General features: G+C 62.0%; 18 protein-coding genes. 4 read left to right on the top strand and 14 right to left on the bottom strand.

The features are described from left to right. Positions 1-85 precede the first annotated feature (85 nt). The 6 genes from B4I46_RS09870 to B4I46_RS09845 form a co-directional block, all read right to left on the bottom strand. Positions 86-607 (bottom strand): carboxymuconolactone decarboxylase family protein, encoded by a 522-nt coding sequence (locus B4I46_RS09870; protein ID WP_236248415.1) that lies wholly within the window; start codon positions 605-607, stop codon positions 86-88. Beyond that, on the bottom strand, positions 591-1,766 hold the full coding sequence (locus B4I46_RS09865) for a thiolase family protein (protein WP_046785925.1): 1,176 nt from the start codon (positions 1,764-1,766) through the stop codon (positions 591-593). Before B4I46_RS09865 ends, B4I46_RS09870 begins: the two co-directional genes overlap by 17 nt. Next, positions 1,763-2,668, bottom strand: a complete 906-nt coding sequence (locus B4I46_RS09860; protein WP_046785924.1) for a 3-hydroxyacyl-CoA dehydrogenase — start codon at positions 2,666-2,668, stop codon at positions 1,763-1,765. The genes B4I46_RS09865 and B4I46_RS09860 overlap by 4 nt, the downstream gene beginning before the upstream one ends. Beyond that, a complete protein-coding gene (locus B4I46_RS09855; protein WP_060494221.1) occupies positions 2,665-3,531 on the bottom strand; it encodes a fumarylacetoacetate hydrolase family protein in 867 nt (288 codons plus the stop codon). The genes B4I46_RS09860 and B4I46_RS09855 overlap by 4 nt, the downstream gene beginning before the upstream one ends. Continuing rightward, positions 3,531-4,595: an amidohydrolase family protein gene (locus B4I46_RS09850; protein WP_046785922.1), complete on the bottom strand. Its 1,065-nt coding sequence runs from the start codon at positions 4,593-4,595 to the stop codon at positions 3,531-3,533. The genes B4I46_RS09855 and B4I46_RS09850 overlap by 1 nt, the downstream gene beginning before the upstream one ends. Before the next feature lie 321 nt (positions 4,596-4,916). Then, entirely contained in the window at positions 4,917-5,654 is a 738-nt protein-coding gene (locus B4I46_RS09845) for a TetR/AcrR family transcriptional regulator (protein WP_046785921.1), read from the bottom strand. A 183-nt stretch (positions 5,655-5,837) separates the two neighbouring features. On the opposite strand from B4I46_RS09845, the gene B4I46_RS09840 reads away from it, so the two are divergent. After that, a complete protein-coding gene (locus tag B4I46_RS09840) occupies positions 5,838-7,469 on the top strand; it encodes an ATP-dependent acyl-CoA ligase (RefSeq protein ID WP_054573049.1) in 1,632 nt (543 codons plus the stop codon). Between the two features lie 53 nt (positions 7,470-7,522). On the opposite strand, the gene B4I46_RS09835 is transcribed toward B4I46_RS09840, so the two are convergent. Continuing rightward, positions 7,523-8,323: an SDR family NAD(P)-dependent oxidoreductase gene (locus B4I46_RS09835; RefSeq protein ID WP_286899918.1), complete on the bottom strand. Its 801-nt coding sequence runs from the start codon at positions 8,321-8,323 to the stop codon at positions 7,523-7,525. Between the two features lie 100 nt (positions 8,324-8,423). Here B4I46_RS09835 and B4I46_RS09830 point away from each other — a divergent pair, with 100 nt between their 5' ends. After that, positions 8,424-9,167 carry a DUF2889 domain-containing protein gene (locus B4I46_RS09830; RefSeq protein ID WP_046785918.1) on the top strand — a complete coding sequence of 248 codons (744 nt, stop codon included), beginning with the start codon at positions 8,424-8,426 and terminating at the stop codon, positions 9,165-9,167. A gap of 27 nt (positions 9,168-9,194) precedes the next feature. Here B4I46_RS09830 and B4I46_RS09825 read toward each other — a convergent pair whose 3' ends face one another. The 4 genes from B4I46_RS09825 to B4I46_RS09810 all read right to left on the bottom strand — a co-directional run bounded on the left by B4I46_RS09825 (position 9,195) and on the right by B4I46_RS09810 (position 13,076). Beyond that, entirely contained in the window at positions 9,195-9,770 is a 576-nt protein-coding gene (locus tag B4I46_RS09825) for an aromatic-ring-hydroxylating dioxygenase subunit beta (RefSeq protein ID WP_046785917.1), read from the bottom strand. A 92-nt stretch (positions 9,771-9,862) separates the two neighbouring features. Beyond that, complete coding sequence (locus tag B4I46_RS09820) at positions 9,863-11,263, bottom strand: aromatic ring-hydroxylating dioxygenase subunit alpha (RefSeq protein WP_046785916.1); 1,401 nt, start codon at positions 11,261-11,263, stop codon at positions 9,863-9,865. A 113-nt stretch (positions 11,264-11,376) separates the two neighbouring features. Continuing rightward, complete coding sequence (locus B4I46_RS09815) at positions 11,377-12,378, bottom strand: fumarylacetoacetate hydrolase family protein (RefSeq protein ID WP_046785915.1); 1,002 nt, start codon at positions 12,376-12,378, stop codon at positions 11,377-11,379. Further along, complete coding sequence (locus B4I46_RS09810) at positions 12,375-13,076, bottom strand: SDR family NAD(P)-dependent oxidoreductase (protein WP_046785914.1); 702 nt, start codon at positions 13,074-13,076, stop codon at positions 12,375-12,377. Before B4I46_RS09810 ends, B4I46_RS09815 begins: the two co-directional genes overlap by 4 nt. A gap of 135 nt (positions 13,077-13,211) precedes the next feature. Here B4I46_RS09810 and B4I46_RS09805 point away from each other — a divergent pair, with 135 nt between their 5' ends. Both B4I46_RS09805 and B4I46_RS09800 read left to right on the top strand, forming a co-directional pair. Then, positions 13,212-13,610, top strand: coding sequence for a Zn-ribbon domain-containing OB-fold protein (locus tag B4I46_RS09805; RefSeq protein ID WP_046786390.1), 399 nt, complete (start codon positions 13,212-13,214; stop codon positions 13,608-13,610). Further along, positions 13,610-14,800 carry a thiolase family protein gene (locus tag B4I46_RS09800; protein WP_177010240.1) on the top strand — a complete coding sequence of 397 codons (1,191 nt, stop codon included), beginning with the start codon at positions 13,610-13,612 and terminating at the stop codon, positions 14,798-14,800. Before B4I46_RS09805 ends, B4I46_RS09800 begins: the two co-directional genes overlap by 1 nt. A gap of 9 nt (positions 14,801-14,809) precedes the next feature. Here the strand turns inward: B4I46_RS09800 and B4I46_RS09795 are convergent, their stop codons facing one another. The 3 genes from B4I46_RS09795 to B4I46_RS09785 all read right to left on the bottom strand — a co-directional run bounded on the left by B4I46_RS09795 (position 14,810) and on the right by B4I46_RS09785 (position 18,186). Next, on the bottom strand, positions 14,810-15,595 hold the full coding sequence (locus tag B4I46_RS09795; RefSeq protein WP_046785913.1) for an IclR family transcriptional regulator: 786 nt from the start codon (positions 15,593-15,595) through the stop codon (positions 14,810-14,812). Between the two features lie 92 nt (positions 15,596-15,687). Continuing rightward, positions 15,688-17,268 (bottom strand): MFS transporter, encoded by a 1,581-nt coding sequence (locus tag B4I46_RS09790; protein ID WP_286899910.1) that lies wholly within the window; start codon positions 17,266-17,268, stop codon positions 15,688-15,690. A gap of 33 nt (positions 17,269-17,301) precedes the next feature. Beyond that, positions 17,302-18,186 carry a fumarylacetoacetate hydrolase family protein gene (locus B4I46_RS09785; protein ID WP_046785911.1) on the bottom strand — a complete coding sequence of 295 codons (885 nt, stop codon included), beginning with the start codon at positions 18,184-18,186 and terminating at the stop codon, positions 17,302-17,304. Position 18,187 lies beyond the last annotated feature (1 nt).

The raw sequence follows: 18,187 nt of genomic DNA, 5'->3' as shown, positions 1-18,187 counted from the left end.
CTATGGGGTTTGATGCCAGGCCCTACTCGAGTACAAATGAACAAATACTGGTTTTATGGATACTAAAATTGATTCATGTCCGCCTTTAATACGCTTGCTGCACCAGCGTCATACGCCCGCCCGCCAGCATCAGAGCGCAGTACATACCCAATTCAGCTATCTGTGCGGCAGAAAAATACGCAGCGAGCTGGCTAAAATGCCGGTCGTCGATCGCCAGGTAATCGCTGGCAAACAACTCGGCGTAAGTCAACGCCGCCCTTTCCTCGGGGCTGAACCGGGCGTCGTCGCTCGCCATGCAGGCGATGTCCTGTTCGGTGACGGTGTCCGACTTACGCGCCAGTTGGCAGGCCCGGCAGGTGGTGATGCTGGCGATCTTCAGGCGTACCAACTCGCGTAAGCGCTCGGATAGCTGGCTGTCGCTATGCAGGCACTCCATCAGCCCCAGCCAGGCCAGGGCAGCCGCCGGGCGGTGCGCCCAGACCTGAACCGGGGTGATGGAACTGAGCATGCGGCTGCGCTGCCCGCGGTCGACGGCGTCCCGCAACGCGGGCGGCATGTCGCTCAGGGCAACCAGAGGCAGGCGGGCCACTTCAATCGAGCCGTTCAATGATTGTGGCGGTGCCCATGCCGCCAGCGCAGCAGATGGCCTGCAGGCCGAAGCGGTCACCGCGGCGCTCGAGCTCATTGAGCAAAGTGGTCATCAGACGCGCGCCACTGGCCCCCAGAGGGTGCCCCAGGGCAATGGCACCGCCGTTGACGTTCAACTTGTCGTGAGGCACGCCGGTTTCCAACATCCAGGCCAGCGGCACTGAGGCGAAGGCTTCGTTGACCTCGAACAGGTCGATGTCATCGAGGTTCAACCCCGCCTTTGCCAGCACCTTGTGAGTGGCGGCGATCGGCCCGGTTAGCATCAAGGTGGGATCGGAGCCGACCGTGGTGAAAGCACGGATGCGTGCCCTTGCCCTGAGCCCAAGCTTTTTCGCCGTGTCCGCATTCATCAGCAGAAGCGCGGCGGCGCCGTCGGAAATCTGCGACGAATTGCCGGCGGTGATGCGCCCCGTCTCTGGACGAAAACTGGTCTTGAGGGTCGACAGCTTTTCCCGCGAAGTATCCCGCCGAATGGTTTCATCCCGGCGCAACACACCATCAGGCTCGATCAGGGATCGCTCCTTCAGATCATCGACCACGACCGGAATGATTTCATTGTCGAAATACCCGGCGTCGCACGCAGCGGCGGCGCGCTGGTGGCTAGCAAAGGCAAAATCATCCAGGGCATCGCGGGTGAGCGACCATTTGTCGACGATCCGCTCGGCCGCTTCACCTTGGCTGGTCAACTCATAGTGCTGCGCCGCCATCCAGCCGAAGGCCTCACCATGTAGGTCACGGTTGCTGCCCATAGGTACGCGGCTCATGTTTTCCGCGCCACCTGCCACGACAACCTGCGCCGCACCGCTGGCAATTGCGCCAGCGGCCAGATGCACCGCCACTTCACCAGAGCCGCATTTGCGGTCGATAGTCAGGCCGGGAATGCCGACCGGCCAGCCAGCCCCCAACAGCGCGGTGCGAGCAATATTGGCCGACTGCTCGCCTATCTGGGTCACGCAGCCGAAGATCACATCTTCGACTTTTTCGGGAGCAACATCGACACGCTCGAGCAAGCGACTGATTACCAGCGAGCCTAGATGGTCGGCGCGCACGCCCGCCAGGCTGCCGCGAAACCTGCCAATGGCAGTACGCACCGCATCAACGATGACGACGTCGCTCATAGTGCACTCGCCTTGAGCCCGGACCCCGGGACCTGCTTGCCATCAACATAGCGATACACGCCCTGCCCTGTCTTGCGTCCGAGGCGGCCGGCCGCAACCATCTTGATGATCAGGGGGCAGGGACGGAACTTCTCGCCCAACGTCTGGTGCAAATAGCGCAATACCGAAAGCCGCGTGTCCCAGCCAGTCAGGTCACCCAGCTCCAACGGTCCCATCGGGTGATTGAAGCCCAACCGTAATGCGGTATCGATGTCCTCTGCGGTAGCGGTGCCTTCCTGCAGCATCCACATCGCTTCGTTGCCCAACAGCGCCGACATCCGGCTGGTGGTCAGCCCCGGCGATTCATTGACAATGATCGAGGTTTTGCCGATCTGATCGCACAATGCGCGGGTGCGCACCACCACCTCGTCGCTGGTGGCCAGGCCACGCACCAGCTCCACCAGTTTCATCTTGTGCACCGGGTTGAAGAAATGCATGCCGATGACCCGCTCGGCGACATCTACCGACGTGGCGATCTCGGTCACACTCAGAGCTGAGGTGTTAGTGGCAATGATGGCGTCGGCGGCCAGCAGCGGAGCAGCCTGGCGGATGACCGCCTGCTTCACCGCCAATTGCTCGGAGACAGTTTCCACCAGCCAGTTCGCACCGCTGGCAGCTTCGTCCAGGTCACTGGTGGTCAGTAGGTTGACCAGCGAGCGCTGTGCGTGTTCCTCGCCGACCTTGCCCAGGCGCACTCCATCGCCAAGGATTTTTTCGATACTGGCCCGCGCCTGGGTCAACGAAGCCGCATTGGTATCGACCAGAACGGTGACGAAACCGGAATTGGCGAACGCATGTGCGATGCCGGTGCCCATCAGCCCTGCACCCACGACCACTACTTTCTCTTTGTTGTTGGCGTTCATGTGTGGTTCTCGATTAGCTGCGGTTTTTTGCCGACTACATTTCGCAATGTGCCGATGCCTTCGACGCTGGCCTCAACCACGTCGCCCTCCTTGAGATACAGGCCAGTACCCATGCCGACGCCCGCCGGCGAGCCGGTGAACAGGACGTCGCCCGTGGCAAAGCTGGAGCGTTGCTGCACGAAGCGGATCAACTGCCCCACGTCCCAGGTCATCTCCGCGGTGGACCCGTCCTGGCGAATCTCGCCATTCACTTTCAAGGTCAGGCGTAACCGCGGGGAGCCTTGCGCAAACTCGTCCTTAGTGACGATCCACGGGCCGAGGCCCGTGGTCTGGTCCTGGCTCTTGGCGGCGAACAGGTCCATGCCGATGCCGGGCGGCCCGCTGCGCTGCAGGTCACGCGCACTCACGTCGTTGCCGACGGTGTAGCCGAGCACGCAGGCCAGCGGGTTTTCAAGGTCGATCTCGCCCGTGCCGATCACCGCCACCAGTTCAACCTCGTGGTCGAGTTCTTCGGTCAAGGGTGGAAAGCGTATTGGATCCCTGGCGCCGATTAACGCACCGTAGGCCTTGAGGAATGCGACCGGCTGCGCCGGTGCGTTCAATCCGAACTCCACCAGGTGCTTGGCATAGTTGGCGCCCGCCACCACTACCCGATTGATCGGTTCGATCGGTGGAAGCAAACGCACTTTCGACAGCGCCAGCGCCGGGCCGGCGAGCCGGACGGAGCTGATACCCCGCCCAGCCGCCACGCCCGGCGCCCAGTCCCTGAAGTCGCCGGAAATAGGAGTTACCTGATCCTGGGCGACATCTACCACAGCCCAGAAAATACCGACTGCTGGGTGCTCACAGCGTGCCAGCTTCATCAGGCACCTACCTTGCCCAGCTTGGTGGGATCCAGATGCAGCAGGCGGCAGGCGTTCTCATAGCGGATCTTGCGCAGATCGGCATCCGAAAGCTTCAGGCCATGGGTCAGGTCATGACGCACCGCATCGCTGCCGCCAAAGTTGCTGCCGTACAGCACATGGTCGGCACCGATGATATCGACCAACGCCTGGCGCATCGGCACTTCGTGCAATTCGACATCGAAGTAGAAGTTCTTCATGTAGTCGAGCAACGGCTTCTTGTTGTATTTGACGTCCAGGTTCTCGTTGGTCTTGGCCAGACGCCCAAGCTGATACGGCACGTAGCCGCCGCCGTGGGTGATGTAAACCTTGAGGTCGGGGAAGCGGTCCAGCACGCCACCGCAGATCAGGTTCCAGAAGCAGCGACTTTCGTCGTACTGCATGCCGACGATGGCGGTGGTTTCGTAACGGTCGTCGTTGGCGTTCTTGCCCCAGGTGACCGACTGATTGTAGCCGTGGATGAACATCGGCAGGTCCAGGTCGCAGAGGGTGCGCCACACCACGTCAAGCTCCGGAGAATCGAACTCCAGGCCGCCGAAGTTGGCACCACCTGCCACCATGCCCTTGGCCCCCAGCTCGGTACAGGCATAGCTCAGTTCGGCGGCGGCCGCCTCGGGCGCGTTCAACGGCACGTGGGCCCAGAACATCAGACGGTCCGGGGCCGCCGAGCAGTACTCAGCCAGCGTCGTGTTGACGGTACGTGCAAATGGTACGGCGAACTCGGCCTCGGTCCAGTACATGTAGCAGTGCGACGGCACCGAGATTACCTGCAGGTTCTGCCCTGCCGCATCCATCCCGGCCAGGCGGACTTTCGGATCCGCCCAGCGCGCGAAGTACTCTTCAAGCTTGGGGCCGTTGCCAGAACGCACGGCCGCCTTACGCTCAGGCGAACCGAGCCCCAGAATCCATTCCCCCACCCGCAGCTTGATATCGCCATCGGCGTGCTGTTCGAAGAACGGCCCCCAGTGCGGGTGCTGGTTGTAGTAACCCGGATGGGGTGCGTGAGCGTGCAGATCGATAAGCATGTGCAGGTACCTCGAAGTTGGCACTTTTTTGTTGGTTTGCAGCGGGGTGCCTTTGCGTGGTCACGGTCAACCGACGCGGGAAGGGGAACAGCAAGGCTCGCTACTAGGCCAGAGCTTAAAATTAATTTGAGCAGAAATCAAAATTCTGTTCACATTATTTTCAAGCCATCCTGAAACCCTCGAGGCAGAGCCTGCCCCCAACCTAGGAAAGAGGGCTTGAACTGACCAACAAGCGCAAAAATGAGGAAGAGGAATTTCGACAACCCACAAAAAACCCCCGACTGACGGGGGCTTAGGTGTACAGAATGTCGAAAGAAGGTATCAGCGGCGGGTGCGCGAGGTAGACCCCATGATCAGTGCGCCAAGCAGCTTTTTCACGCGTACCGGGAATAGTCGGCGCCCCGCCGCCTCCGGCACCAAGATTTCACTCAACACATAGCGAATGATCATTTCGCAGATCAGCTCCCGATCCAGGCGTACGCCTAGGCGGTCGTCCCAGTCATCAAAGACAATGCCAAGGCCATCCTGAAAACGCACGATCGAGTCGTGGAAAATCCGCCGAAAGAATCCCAGCGCATAGTCTGGCGCCACCACCAGCAGGCGCCGCGCACGGCTTTGCTCAAGGTAGTTGTCGAGGTAGGCGAACAATGCGTTCAGCCGCGCTTCCGGATCACTGGTGTGGCCCAGCTCCTGCGACAACGAGGTGTGGAAGCTTTCACGCTTGTGCCGTGAGAAGGTGTCCAGCAGGTCTTCCTGGGAAGAGAAATAGCGGTAAAAGGTCCCGCGCGATACACCCGCGACCTGGCACACATCGAGAATGGAAATGCGATCGGCGCCCGACATCAGCACCACTTCTTCGGTCGCCTTTAGGATGTTGGCGATGGTTTCTTCCGAACGGCGGTTGGGCTTGACCTTATTGACTGCCGCTGCCGGGCCATTGCGCCGCTCGACGGTGTTGACGGCCTTGGGGCCGCTCGCAGGGGCGTCAGGTGCGGCTTTTTTCCTGGTTTTGGCAGCGGCCTTAGGCGCTTCAGCCACCTGAGTTACATTTTTTGGCATGGACTTGCAGGCTCGTGGAGAGTAATGATGAGGCAACGTTAGCACAGAATCTGCGCACAAATAATCGTATATGTTCAACTTTATGCTAAAGACAATTTTGGATTTTGCATTTAGAATCAGGTTCTCTATTTAAAACAAAAACCAGGCAGACCAGCAGTTTCGGGGCCTAAACGGAGAAAATTCATGGGTAGCAGTGGGAATCCAGACACTTGGGCGGTAGGAGAACGAGACACTGTCATTGATGCGCTAGACCGTGCAGTGGCAAGGCATCCGGAGCGAATCCTGCTGGATTTCAGCGGAGAGTTATACACATACGGTGATGTTGATTCACTTTCGACAAGAATGGCCAACGCCCTGGCGTCGCTCGGCATTAAGCCGGGTGAAACTGTACTGACCATGCTCGACAATAATATCGATGCGGTCATCACCTGGCTGGCCATCAACAAGCTGCGCGCGGTAAGCGTGCCGATCAACACGGCACTTAAGGGCGAGTTTCTGCGCCACCAGATCGCTGACACTGGCACCTCGCTGGTGATCTGCGAAGCTGCCTACCTGCAGCGCATCACACCGCTGGCAGAACAGCTGCATGACGTGCGCCACATTTTGCACCGCGGTACCCCCGACAGCGTGCCCGAGTGCGCGATCCGCATTACCGCGCTGGACAGCTATCGCGGCCAGGACGCCACCCCGCTGGCCACTAAGCCGCAACCTTCCGATCTCGCCTGCCTGATCTACACCTCGGGCACCACCGGCCCGTCCAAAGGCTGCATGATCAGCTACAACTTCATGTGTAACCTGGCCCGCCTGCAATTGCGTGCCGGACCTGCTAGTGCCGATGACGTCACCATCACACCGCTGCCGCTATTCCACATGAATGCCCTGTGCGTGTCGATCATCGCCAGCATTCTGGTGGGTGCACGTGCCGCCATCCTGCCGCGCTTTTCGGTGTCCGGCTTCTGGCCGGAAGTGGAACGCTCGGGCGCCACTATCGCCTCGATTCTCGGCGGCATGGGAGGGCTCCTCGCACAGGCGCCAGACAACGAGGCCATGTTGCGCTGCGTCGGGCAGATACACACCGCTCGCGGCAACCCCTATACCGAAGAAACCAAGAAGATCTGGCGCGAACGCTTCGGCACGCCGCTGGTGGGTGGCAACGGCTATGGCCTGACCGAAGCCTGCGTGATCACCTCGCTGGCAGCCGGCGAATATGCAGCGCCCGGCTCCTCGGGCAAACGCATTGCCGACTTCGATGTACGCATTGTCGACGACCTTGACCAGGAAGTCCCCCCTGATACCGCCGGTGAAATCGTGGTACGCCCACTGCGCCCGGACATCATGTTCCAGGGCTACTGGCGCCGGCCGGAAGACACCCAGAAGCTGATGCGCAACATGTGGTTCCATACTGGCGACATCGGCAAGTTCGATCATGACGGCTTCTTCTACTTTGTCGACCGCAAAAAGGACTATCTGCGACGCCGTGGAGAAAACATCTCCAGTTTCGAGATGGAGGCGGCCTTCGGCGTGCATCCTGCCCTGGCCGAAGTGGCGGTACATGCGGTGCCGTCCGACAAAGGCGAAGATGACGTGAAGGTCACTGCAGTTTTGCATGAAGGCGCCACGCTGCACCCCGAAGACCTGTTTCACTGGGCCGTGGAGACGGTGCCCTACTACGCCCTACCCCGCTACATCGAGTTTCGCCCCAGCTTGCCGAAGAACCCACAGGGCCGTGTTTTGAAATACCTGCTGCGCGACGAAGGCAAAACCTCTACTACCTGGGACCTCGAGACTACCTCGATCAGCGTTGCCAAGAAGTAGCCGCTTCACCCAGCACGCGAAAAGCGCGGCACTAGCCGCGCTTTTTTTTGGTTTCAGTATTCGCGCACGGGGATGCCTTTGGGCCGAGAGTTGTAGCCAGGCAGGTGCAGACCGCCGTCGACGTGAATGGTTTCGCCGGTAATGAAGCGCGACATCTCGCTGGCCAGGAACACCACCACCGGACCGATATCGGCCTCAGGCTCGCCACAACGCCCCAGCGGGCGCATGGAAGCAGACATTTCAGCGAACCCCGGGTTCTCTGCCGCCAGCTTGTGGAAAGTGGCGCCCATCGCGGTGGGCGCGATGGCGTTGGTGCGAATGTTGAAGCGCCCCCATTCAGAGGCCGCGCTGCGGGTCAGCCCCACGATGGCCGATTTTGCTGTGTTGTAGTCGCCATGCAGCCAGGCACCGATCTCGATATCGATCGAGTAGAAGTTGATGATCTTGCCGCCCCCGCGCGCCTTCATGTGCGGGAGCGCCGCCTTCATCGCCCACCAGGCTGCCCACACGGTCGAACCCAGTGTCTGCGCGAGCATCGCATCGGTCTTGTCTTCCAGCAACACGTTGGGCGTGGGCGCAAACGCGTTGTTAACCAGTATGTCCAGGCCACCGAACTCGTCTACAGCCAGTTGCACCGCGGCTTCGATATCGGCCTTGCTGCAGACGTCCGTGCGAATGAACACCGCCCTGGCGCCAAGCGCCTTGAGATCCGCTACCACCGCTTCCCCGCTGGCTTCATCCAGTTCTGCGACCACCACCGCAGCTCCCTCTCTGACGAAGTTCAGCGCGATGCCTCGGCCGATTCCGCCCCCTGCGCCGGTAATCAGCGCGACCTGTTCGTTCAGCAGGGCCATAACCGCTCCTTTTCTTGTTTTTAGTGAACATTAAAGTATTTAGTGTTCAAATATAGCCGATTTCAGCGACCCCTTACACCCTTTGCAAAAGGACACCAGGATGACTGTATTTCGACGCCGCGTAGACATCATTGCCCACGCAGACCACGTTCGTGCGGCCCTGGAAGATGATTTTCACCACTTTCGCGTATGGGCCAGCCACACAGCCGGCCATGTCACGGCCGTCGGTGGCGAAGCGCTGCGCTACCCCTATTCGCTGTGCCCGCAGGCTGGCGACCAACTGCAGGCACTGGTAGGCATGCCACTGGCGCGCATTGCGCATTCGGTCACCCGGCACACTGACGCCAGCCATCAATGCACCCACCTGCTCGACCTGGCCGGCCTGGCTATTGCGCGCGCCGCCCGCGGCGCCGGCGAGCGGCGCTACGAGATCCAGGTCGGCGCACGTATCGACGGGCATACCCGCGCCAGTCTGAGCTGCAACAGCGGGCAGGTCCTGAGCTGGGAAGTGAACGGTACGATGATCGAAGGGCCGCCACCCTTTGCAGGGGTCAACCTTCGCGAAGGGATGGCGCGCTGGGCGCTGGGCACACTCAGCGAAGACACCGCCGAAGCGTCGCTGCTTCTGCGCCGTTGCACGCTTATATCGATGGGGCGCGCCTACAACCTCGACGAACAAGCCCACGCCGTCAGCAGCGGTCGCTGCTACAGCCAGCAACCGGCCCGCGCCGAACAGGCACTGCGTATGCAGGGCTCGACCTTGGATTTCAGCAACAACCCACAGGCATTGTGCGCCCAGGACCAGGCGTGGCTGCGTGCCATGCCCGGTGACCACGCGGCGTGACACGCCGCGTGGCCTTTACACGACGCTTTAGAGGAAGATGGCCAGGTTGGGGGTGCCCAGCACCGCCTGGTCCAGAATCACCTCGCGCCGCGCCAGCTTGAACCCGGCCGCCCCCAGGCGCAGCACATCGCGCCGCTCACCGCTGATGATGTCCACGTGGTGGTCTTTGAAACGGCTGCGCGTGAGCAACAGGTAACTGGTGACCACGAACTCGTCAGGCTTCTGCGTTTCCTCCACGAACACGTTGGTCACCAGCCGGCGGGTACGCGAAGGCGGGTCTTCTGCCCAGGCGCTCTTGCCGGACAAGCGCAGGATGCGCCCCATCATCGAGCGGTAGTCGTCGTGGTAGTGCTGCACGCTGCGCACGATCGTGGTCTTAAGTTCCGAGGCCAGGCGCGTTTGGCGCAGCGGCACGGTGTAAACCAGGTCGGTGTCCAGGCGCTCGGCCCATTCCTGAAGGCGAATCTGGTCGAGCAAGGTGGCCTCCTCGAAAAGGAAGGTCACCACGTCGTTGTAGAGCGCCGACCCCACCGGTACTCGCCGTGTGCCGACCGGGGAGCCAGGCTGGATCTCCTCCACGCCGCGTTGCTGAACCTGCGTCATGAGCAATTCCTCATTGTTGTTCTTCTACTTGAAGGGTGACGAGTTGAGGCGACAGCACAAGGGCCGCTTCGAAAAGCGAGCCACCCCCATGCTCATGCCTCATCCGCGGCGGTCATCAGTTCGTGCCAGTACAGCCACCAGTGCCACTGCGTGTCGTCCTTGGTAAAGCCTTCGTTGACAATGCCCGGGCCGGGCCAGCCTTCAGGCGCACCCGTCTCGTAGCAGGCCTGATACTTGAGGGTGCTCTTACGCCCCATCGCGCCCTTGGCGGCCAACGTCATGTGCGGCCAGGTATCGGAGTCATCCTGCTCGACCATGCCGGAGGTGCCGAATAGTTGAATGGTCTGCTTGAGCATCTTGTCTCGCAGCTCTGGTGGCGCGTCCTTCTCGGCGAACACCCAGTTGACGAACTCCAACTTGTCAGGGCCTTGCGGCACATAGGCGTGCAGGGTCATGGAACCGACGACGCTGCCGTCGGGCTGTGGAATGTAGACAAACCCAAAAAGAATATTCGGGAACATTCCACCCACTTGTGGAGGCATGCTGGTGAGCACCTGCAACTGCTCGTCGCTCAGGTTGCGTGCCAGCTGCTCGACCATCCCGGCGGTCATGCCGGCAGGTGGCAGTGCTTCAAGCTTCTGCTGCACGCTCAGCTCGGCCGGGTCCAGGCCGGTAAGGCGCTTGATCTTGCGGGCTAGGTCGATGCAACGCAGGGCATGGCCATGCGGCGAGCTGATCTCGACACCGATCATTTCCGGGCTCAGGTCGGCGGCTTCACCCTCGCCCTTCTTCGCATAGTTGCCCACCTCGCCCAGCCAGCGGTGCAGGGTCAGGGTGTGGAAGCCGTCCGCGGCGGACTGCTCGCCAGCGGTTTTCCAGTTGGCGTTGACGATGAAGCGCTGAGGCGGACCGAGCACTTCCATGCCCTTGTCGGAACGACAGAACAGCATGTCGTAGTACCACTTAGCGTCGCCCAGAAACTCCTCGAAGGACGGCCCCTCGGTGTTCCAGGTGGCAAACACCAGGCCGCCATACAACGTGACCCGCGCCTTTTTCAGCCCCAGCTCCTCTTTAGGCATCATCTTGCCGTGCATGCACTCGCGCTCCACCGGCGAACCGATGAAATCCCCGTTCGGACGGAATGCCCAACCATGGTAGATGCATTTATGGATCTGGGTGTTGCCGCAATCGGCGGTGGTGATGCGCATGCCGCGGTGCGGGCACACGTTTAAGGTGACGAACACCTCGCCTTGTTTGCCACGGGCGACGATCACCGAGTCAGAACCCAGGTCGCGAACCATGAAGTCCCCGGCGTTAGGGATCTCCGTTTCATGGCCCAGCAGTACCCAGATCTTGCCGAAGATCTTTTCCATCTCCAGCTCGTAGATTTCACGGTCGGACAGCACGCGCATCTGCACTTCGCGAGTGTTGGGATAAATGAGGTCCGAGACCTTGGTTCCATCAGACAATACGGGGCTTGTTCTTGTTAGCATGATTGCCTCCTGCTCAGGGTGTCACGGCGGGCCCGCAACGAAATATAAGACACTTTATTAATTTTTGTACACTTAATTCACGTTCAAAAAAGTAGACCCTTGGCGGTTCAGTGTCAGGCCTCAGTAGCCGCCTTGCGGCCAACCTGGGTGCGCAGCATGCCGATACCGTCGATTTCCAGCTCGACCACATCGCCAGGCTTGAGGTAACGCAACTGCTCCAGGCCACAGCCGTTACCCACCGTGCCCGAGCCCAGGAACTCGCCGGGGTATAGAGTCTCGGAGCGCGAAACATGGGCGATCACGTCTTCAAATCGCCAGCGCATGTCCCGGGTGTTGCCACGCCCCCACTCCTCGCCGTTGACCCGCGCCACCATGTTAAGGTCGTAGGGGTCTCCCAGTTCATCCACAGTCACCAGGCATGGGCCCATGATGTTGGCAGTGTCGAAGTCCTTGCTCTTGGCTGGGCCGAGCATGCCGGGCATTTCCAGAGCCTGGGCATCGCGGGCGCTCATGTCGTTGAAAATGGTGTAACCGACGATGTGCGCGCCAGCGGCCTCACGACTGATGTCCTTGCCTCGCTTGCCAATGTAACAGCCGAACTCCAGCTCAAAATCCATCGCGCAGCTGAAGCTGGGCCACTGGAACTCGTCGTCGATGCCCACCACGGCAAAGCGGTTGCCCTTGTAGTAGATGGGCTGCTTGTTAAAGGTCTCAATCACTCGGTCGTCGGCACGCGTATTCATGGCCTTGAAGGTCGCTTCGGGATCGTCGGTACGCAGCGCTCGGGCACGCCGGGCGGCGGCAAAACTCTGGCGCAGGTGCAGTTCGAAACAGGAGCAATCGCGCATTTGCGGTGGTGGCTGGATTGGTGCTCGCAACTTGACCGCAGAGCGCTCCAGCACAGCCGCCGAGGGCGCCTTGGCTACCAGGGCGCGGGCCAGCTCCAGCGCCGCATCACCGCCTTCGACCAACGCAAGGATGCTACCCAGAGCGGCGCTGTCGCCCCCTTGCATCACCCGATAGGCCGATTGCAGATCGAGCACCTGGCGGTCCTGGTCGAGCAGTGCACCGGCACGGTCAACGCCATTGGCGTCCGTATAAGTGACCAGCCTCATACCCGACCGCTCACAGGCAATAACGCGCCGGTCACGACGGCCGCTTCATCGGACAATAGGAACGCGACCACCCCCGACAGTGCCTGCGGGGTCACCCAGCGGCTGCTGTCGGCGTCAGGCATGTCAGCGCGGTTGGCTGGGGTGTCGATGATGCTGGGCAATACCGCGTTCACCGTCACGCCACGGTCTTTCAGCTCCTCGGCCAGGGCTTCGGTCAGCCGGGCCACCCCCGCCTTGGAAGCAGCATAGGCGCCCATGCCGGCAGCGGCCTTGACCGATGCCAGCGCGCCGACATTGACGATTCGCCCGGCGCCGGACTGCAGCAGGTAAGCCAGCGCCGACTGGGCGCTTACCACGGCGGTGCGCACGTTCATCTGGTACAGACGGTCCCAGGTGTTCAGGCTGCCACCCTCGAGGGTTTCCCAGGCAAACCCGCCGGCGACATTGACCAGGCCATCGACGCCGCCCCAGTGCGCTGCCACCTGTTCGAAGGCGGCAGCGGCCGACTCGGTCGAGGTCAGATCGACGCCGCCCAGCCGCAGCAGGTTGTGCGTATCGAGCAGGTCGGCAGGTGCCTCGCTGCGGTCCAGAAGGGCCACTCGCGCGCCCTGCGCCAGCAAGTACTTGCCCAGCGCGCTGCCCAAGACACCGAAACCGCCCGTGACGACTACCCTTTTGTCCAGTAATGACTGGGACATAGCCAAATCCTCTTGTTGTTTTACCGCGCGAACGGTCGATTCGTGCTTTCGCCTGAGCCAATATATGACACTTTTCCAAAATATGTGCAAATGATACTGTGTGGCTCCATGTCAAACATTCACCACGGACTGCTGATGCCTAGAAAACTCCCTGCACTGAACGCCGACAACCGCGCCTTCTGGCAAGGCGGTGAAACGGGCCAGTTACTGATCCACCGCTGCGCCGCGTGCAGCCGCTACTTTCACCCGCCTGCTCCGCTCTGCCCGCAGTGCGCCAGCTTTGAGGTGGGCCCCGAAGTGGTGTCTGGCCGGGGCAAGGTGCTCAGCTTCACCATCAACTATCAGGGTTGGACGCCCGACCTAGAGGTGCCCTACGTGGTGGCGATCATCGAACTCGCCGAACAGGCCGGCTTGCAGTTCATCAGCAACGTAGTGGGCATGCCGGTCACGGATGTGCATATCGACATGCCGGTTCGGGTCAGTTTCCTCAATGTCGAGGACGTGTGGCTGCCCCTGTTCGAGAGGGCTCAATGATGTTCGATCACCGTTACGAAAAAGACGTGGCCATCACCGGCATCGGCCAGTCAGAAGTCGGCCGGCCGTCGGACAAATCAGCCATGCGTCTGACCCTCGATGCGTGCCTGCAAGCGATTGCCGACGCTGGGCTGCAACGCAGCGATATCGACGGGGTGGCCTGCTGGCCCGGCGACAACAACAATGGCGACCCGTTTTCCCCGGTGGGGCCCAGCGCACTGAAGAGTGCACTGGGGCTCAACGTCAACTGGTTTGGCGCAGGCTACGAAGGACCGGGTCCCCTGGCTGGGGTGATCAACGGGGCGATGGCGATCGCCGCCGGGTTATGCAAGCATGTGCTGGTGTTCCGCACCATCACCGAAGCCTCGGCACGCGCAGTCAACCGCCAGGCCGGCGCCTTGACCGCCAAAACCCAGGGCCGCGACAACAGCTACGCCTGGCAATGGTTCACCCCATTCAATGTGCATTCGGGAATCAACCTGATGGCCCTGTATGCCCAGCGCCATTTTCACGAGTACGGCACCCGCCCCGAGCAACTGGCACAGATCGCCCTCACCTGCCGACGCAATGCCATGCGCAACCCCAAGGCGGTGTACCGCACGCCCATGACGATGGACGACTACATGAACGCGCGGATGATCTCCTCGCCCCTGCGCCTGTTCGACTGCGATGTGCACTGCGATGCCTCTACCGCGATCATCCTGTCGCATCGCGATGTCGCCCAGGATCTGCCGAACAGGCCGATCCGCATCGAGGCGATGGGCGCCGCGCTGAACCAGCCCTGGTCGTGGGACCAGATTTCACTGACCCGGATGGCCGCCTTCGATGTCGGCCAGATGATGTGGGCGCGCACCGACTACATCCCGCAGGACGTCGGCTCAGCGCAGCTGTACGACGGCTTCTCAATCCTGACCCTGATCTGGCTGGAAGCCCTGGGTCTGTGCCCGGTGGGTGAAAGCGGGTCCTTTGTCGAAGGTGGAGGGCGTATCGCGCTGCAAGGCAGCTTGCCGATCAACACCAATGGCGGGCAGTTGTCAGGCGGGCGCACCCACGGGCTGGGCTACGTGCACGAGGCGTGCCTGCAACTGTGGGGGCGCGCCGAAGGCCGGCAAACCCGCGACCATGGCGTCAGTACGGTGGCCGCAGGCGGCGGCCCGCTGGGGGGCAGCTTACTGTTGGTACGCGAATAGCGACGGGGTTCAGTAGAGTACGCAGGCCACTTCGTTGCAGAACTCGATCAGCGCCTTGCCCATCTCGGCAAGGCCCTCTTCGTCGCGCTGGCCGCGGAACATCACCGCCGAAACGGTGAACTCGATGCTGTTGGAAGGAGAATAGATCGGCGCTGCCACGGCCAGGATACCGCCGGAAAAATGCCCATCGTCCATCGCCCAGCCGCGCTCGGCAGCCACTTTGACGTCCTCGCGGTAATTTTCCAGAGACAACGGCCGGGCCCAGCGGATCTTCTCGAAATTACTTTCCACCAGCGGGTCGTGCATGTCGAGCTGAGTGGCGAACAGTCGCCCGCTTGCGCCCATCAGGATCGGCAGTCGTTGGCCTTCGGCCATGTCGATGCGCACATCGGTGGGGCTGGCCGCGGAGCTGACGATCACGATCCGGTCCGGACTCATCTTGCGCCACAGCGTGATGGTCACCCGCAGCCGCGACGCAAGGTTCTGTAACAACGGCTTGGCCATCTGCACGCGATGACCCTGGGTCACCAGTTGCTCCACCAGGCGCGCCAGGCCGGAGCCCACTGAGTAGCGTTTGGACAGCGGGCTGAAATCGACCACATCCTCCTGCACCAGGGTACGCAGGATGTTGAAGCAGGTACTGGGGTTGATGGAAAGCTGCCGGGCGATATCCAAGGAGCGTTCAGGTTTGCCGACCTGGCTCAGATGACGCAGGATGCGTATGGCGTTGGATACCGGCTTGACGAGGGTTGCATTGGCCGATTTGGCGGTGTCGCTCATGTCTGAAGTGTCCATACTGCGTCCGGTAACTAGTTGTTACCAACATTCTAGCCTGAGAATTACTCGCCCCGTAAAGTTTTACATGGGAATTTACCGCGATCCGGAGCCTATGGGTTCAGCGGCGGCTGGTAGATCAGCCGGCGGGTTTGCAGGTCTTCGCGGCGAAACTGCTGCAAAAGCCCTTCCAGAGCCAGGTCGGCCTGGGTCACCCGCACCTGCTGGCGCAAGTAGTCGAGCCAGGACTCGACGATGAACCGTTCGCTGTAGCGTTGCGTCTCGGCCATGTCGCGGTAGAGCCGCCAGTTCTGCGCGCCATTGCGCCGCCGCGCCTTGCCTACCGCATACACCGCCAACAGAAAATCATCTCGCTGCGGCGCAGGCACCTCGTATATCACCTCCACCGAAACCGGCCCGTCGGCGTGCGCCACTGGGGCCTGCAATTGAAGGTTGTCGGTCAGCGGCGCCTGTGCAAAGTCGGCTTCTTGGCCCAGTTCCACACGGCCGTTACGCGTCAGTAGCACCCCGGCGAACAGGCACAGCGTCGACACCAGCAGGCTTGCCTGCAGCCCCGCATACTCGGCCAGCGCCCCCCAGGCGGCGCCACCGAAGGCCATCGCGCCCATCAGGGTCAATACGTACATCGACGCTACGCGGGCGCGCACCCAGTTGGCGGCATAAGTCTGCACCACCGAAGAGAGCGTGGCGTTGACCGCCATCCAGCCGAACCCGGCACACAGCATCATGACGCACACTAGGTAGCGGTTGCTCGACAACGCAGCGGCCAGCGCGGCGGCGGCAAAGGCGGCGGTACCGCAGGCAATCAGTTGACGCAGGCCGAGCCTGCGATGCAGGCGAGGTGAGTTCAGTGCAGCCAGTACCGCCCCCGCCCCCAGGAATGCCATCAGCAGGCCGTAGCCACCGGCGCCCATGCCCAGTTGCTGGCGCGCAACCAGGGGCATCAGCGCCCACAGAGCACTGGCGCTGGCAGTGAACACCAGCACCTGCTGCATTGCGCTGGACAGTACCGCCGAATGGCGAATGTAGCGCAGCCCGCTGCGCATACCGCCTATCAGGGTTTCCGGCGGAAGCCCGTGGACAGGCGGTGCCGGCGCCAGGCGCAACAGAAAGAACATCACGGCGGCCATGCACAGCGCGATCAGCACGAACACAGACGTGTTGTTCCAGTAGGCAATCAACGCCCCGGCCACGGCCGGCCCCAGGGCACGGGTGGCGTTGACCGCAATGCCATTCAGGGCGACCGCTGCCGGTACCTGATCACGCGACAGCACGCTGATCATGGTCACCATCCACGCCGCCATACCCAGCGCGCTGCCGGTGCCCAGCACGAAGGTGAAAGCCAGCAGCCCCCAGGCTTCGAGGCGCTCGAACCCGGCCAACAGGCTGAGCATGATGGCCGCGAACACCATCAGGCACTGGGTGACGATCAGCCAGCGACGTCGGTCGACCAGGTCGGCGAGCACCCCGCCCGGCAGTGCGAATAGAAAGACCGGCAGTGTCACCGCGCTTTGCACCAGCGACACCATGATTGGTGAGGCGGTGAGCGTGGTCATGATCCACGCTGCGCCGACCGTCTGCATCCAGATCGCCAGATTCACCACCGCACCGGCCAGCCACAAGCCCCGAAAGGCCCGGTTGCGAAATGGCGCCCACGCCGAACCCTCGCTCATCATTGCTCCTTAGAACGTCTAGCCCATCAGGGTTTAGTGATCCAGCGGCAGCCCCAGGCGCCCCACCGCGCGGGCCGGGCCGAGCGGGCACGGCGCAGCAATGGTATTGCGCAGCTGGCCGATGCCGGAGATTTGCGCCACCACCTGGTCACCCGGTTGCAGGAAGCGCCCGCTTTCCAGGCCCACCCCGTGCGTGGAGCCAGTGAACACCAGGTCGCCGGGGCGCAGCTTGATCCGTGCATCCAGGTAATTGAGCAGCTCGTCCAGGGGGAAGATCATGTGCTGGGTATTGTCGTGTTGGCATACTTCGTCATTGACGCTCAGGCGCATCTCCAGCGCAGGCTGCTGCTCGCCGCCCAGCTCGTCAGCCGTCACGATCCACGGCCCTGCGGGCGTGGTGCAGTCCATGGCCTTCTGGGTCAGTAGGTCGAGCCGCCCGATCTGCTGGCCCGCATCGCGTGCACTGATGTCGTTACCCACAGTGAAACCCAGAAGGCAGGCGCTGGCGCGGGGTTCATCCTGCAGCGCTCGCCCCACTACCGCCACCAGCTCCACCTCGTAATCCAGTTGCCTGGTCAGCGGCGAATACCTGATCGGGTCATTGGCCCCGACCAAGGCCGACTCGGGCTTGAGGTAGGCCAGTGGGTGTGCCGGGGCCTGACTGCCCAGGCGTTCGAGGTGGCTCAGGTAGTTCAGGCCCACGCCGAACACGCGGCTGCCCGGTTCCAATGGCGGCAGCAAACGTGCCCGGGCCAACGGCAGGCGTTCGCCAGCCAGGTCCAGAGCGTCCAGGTGCAGCCCCGCGCCCAGCCGCGCCCAGCACGCGAACGGCGCCCGAACCCGCCTGCAGTGCTCGCTGCTGGCGTCTACCAATGCCCAGAACGCCTGCCCGCCCAGCTCGATCCGCGCCAGGCGCATG

It is taken from the genome of Pseudomonas sp. UBA7500 (assembly GCF_002478435.1).
Lineage (GTDB): Bacteria > Pseudomonadota > Gammaproteobacteria > Pseudomonadales > Pseudomonadaceae > Aquipseudomonas > Aquipseudomonas palmensis.
The sequence above is the reverse complement of the archived record's forward strand: the minus strand, read 5'-3'. Positions and strand labels throughout refer to the sequence as shown.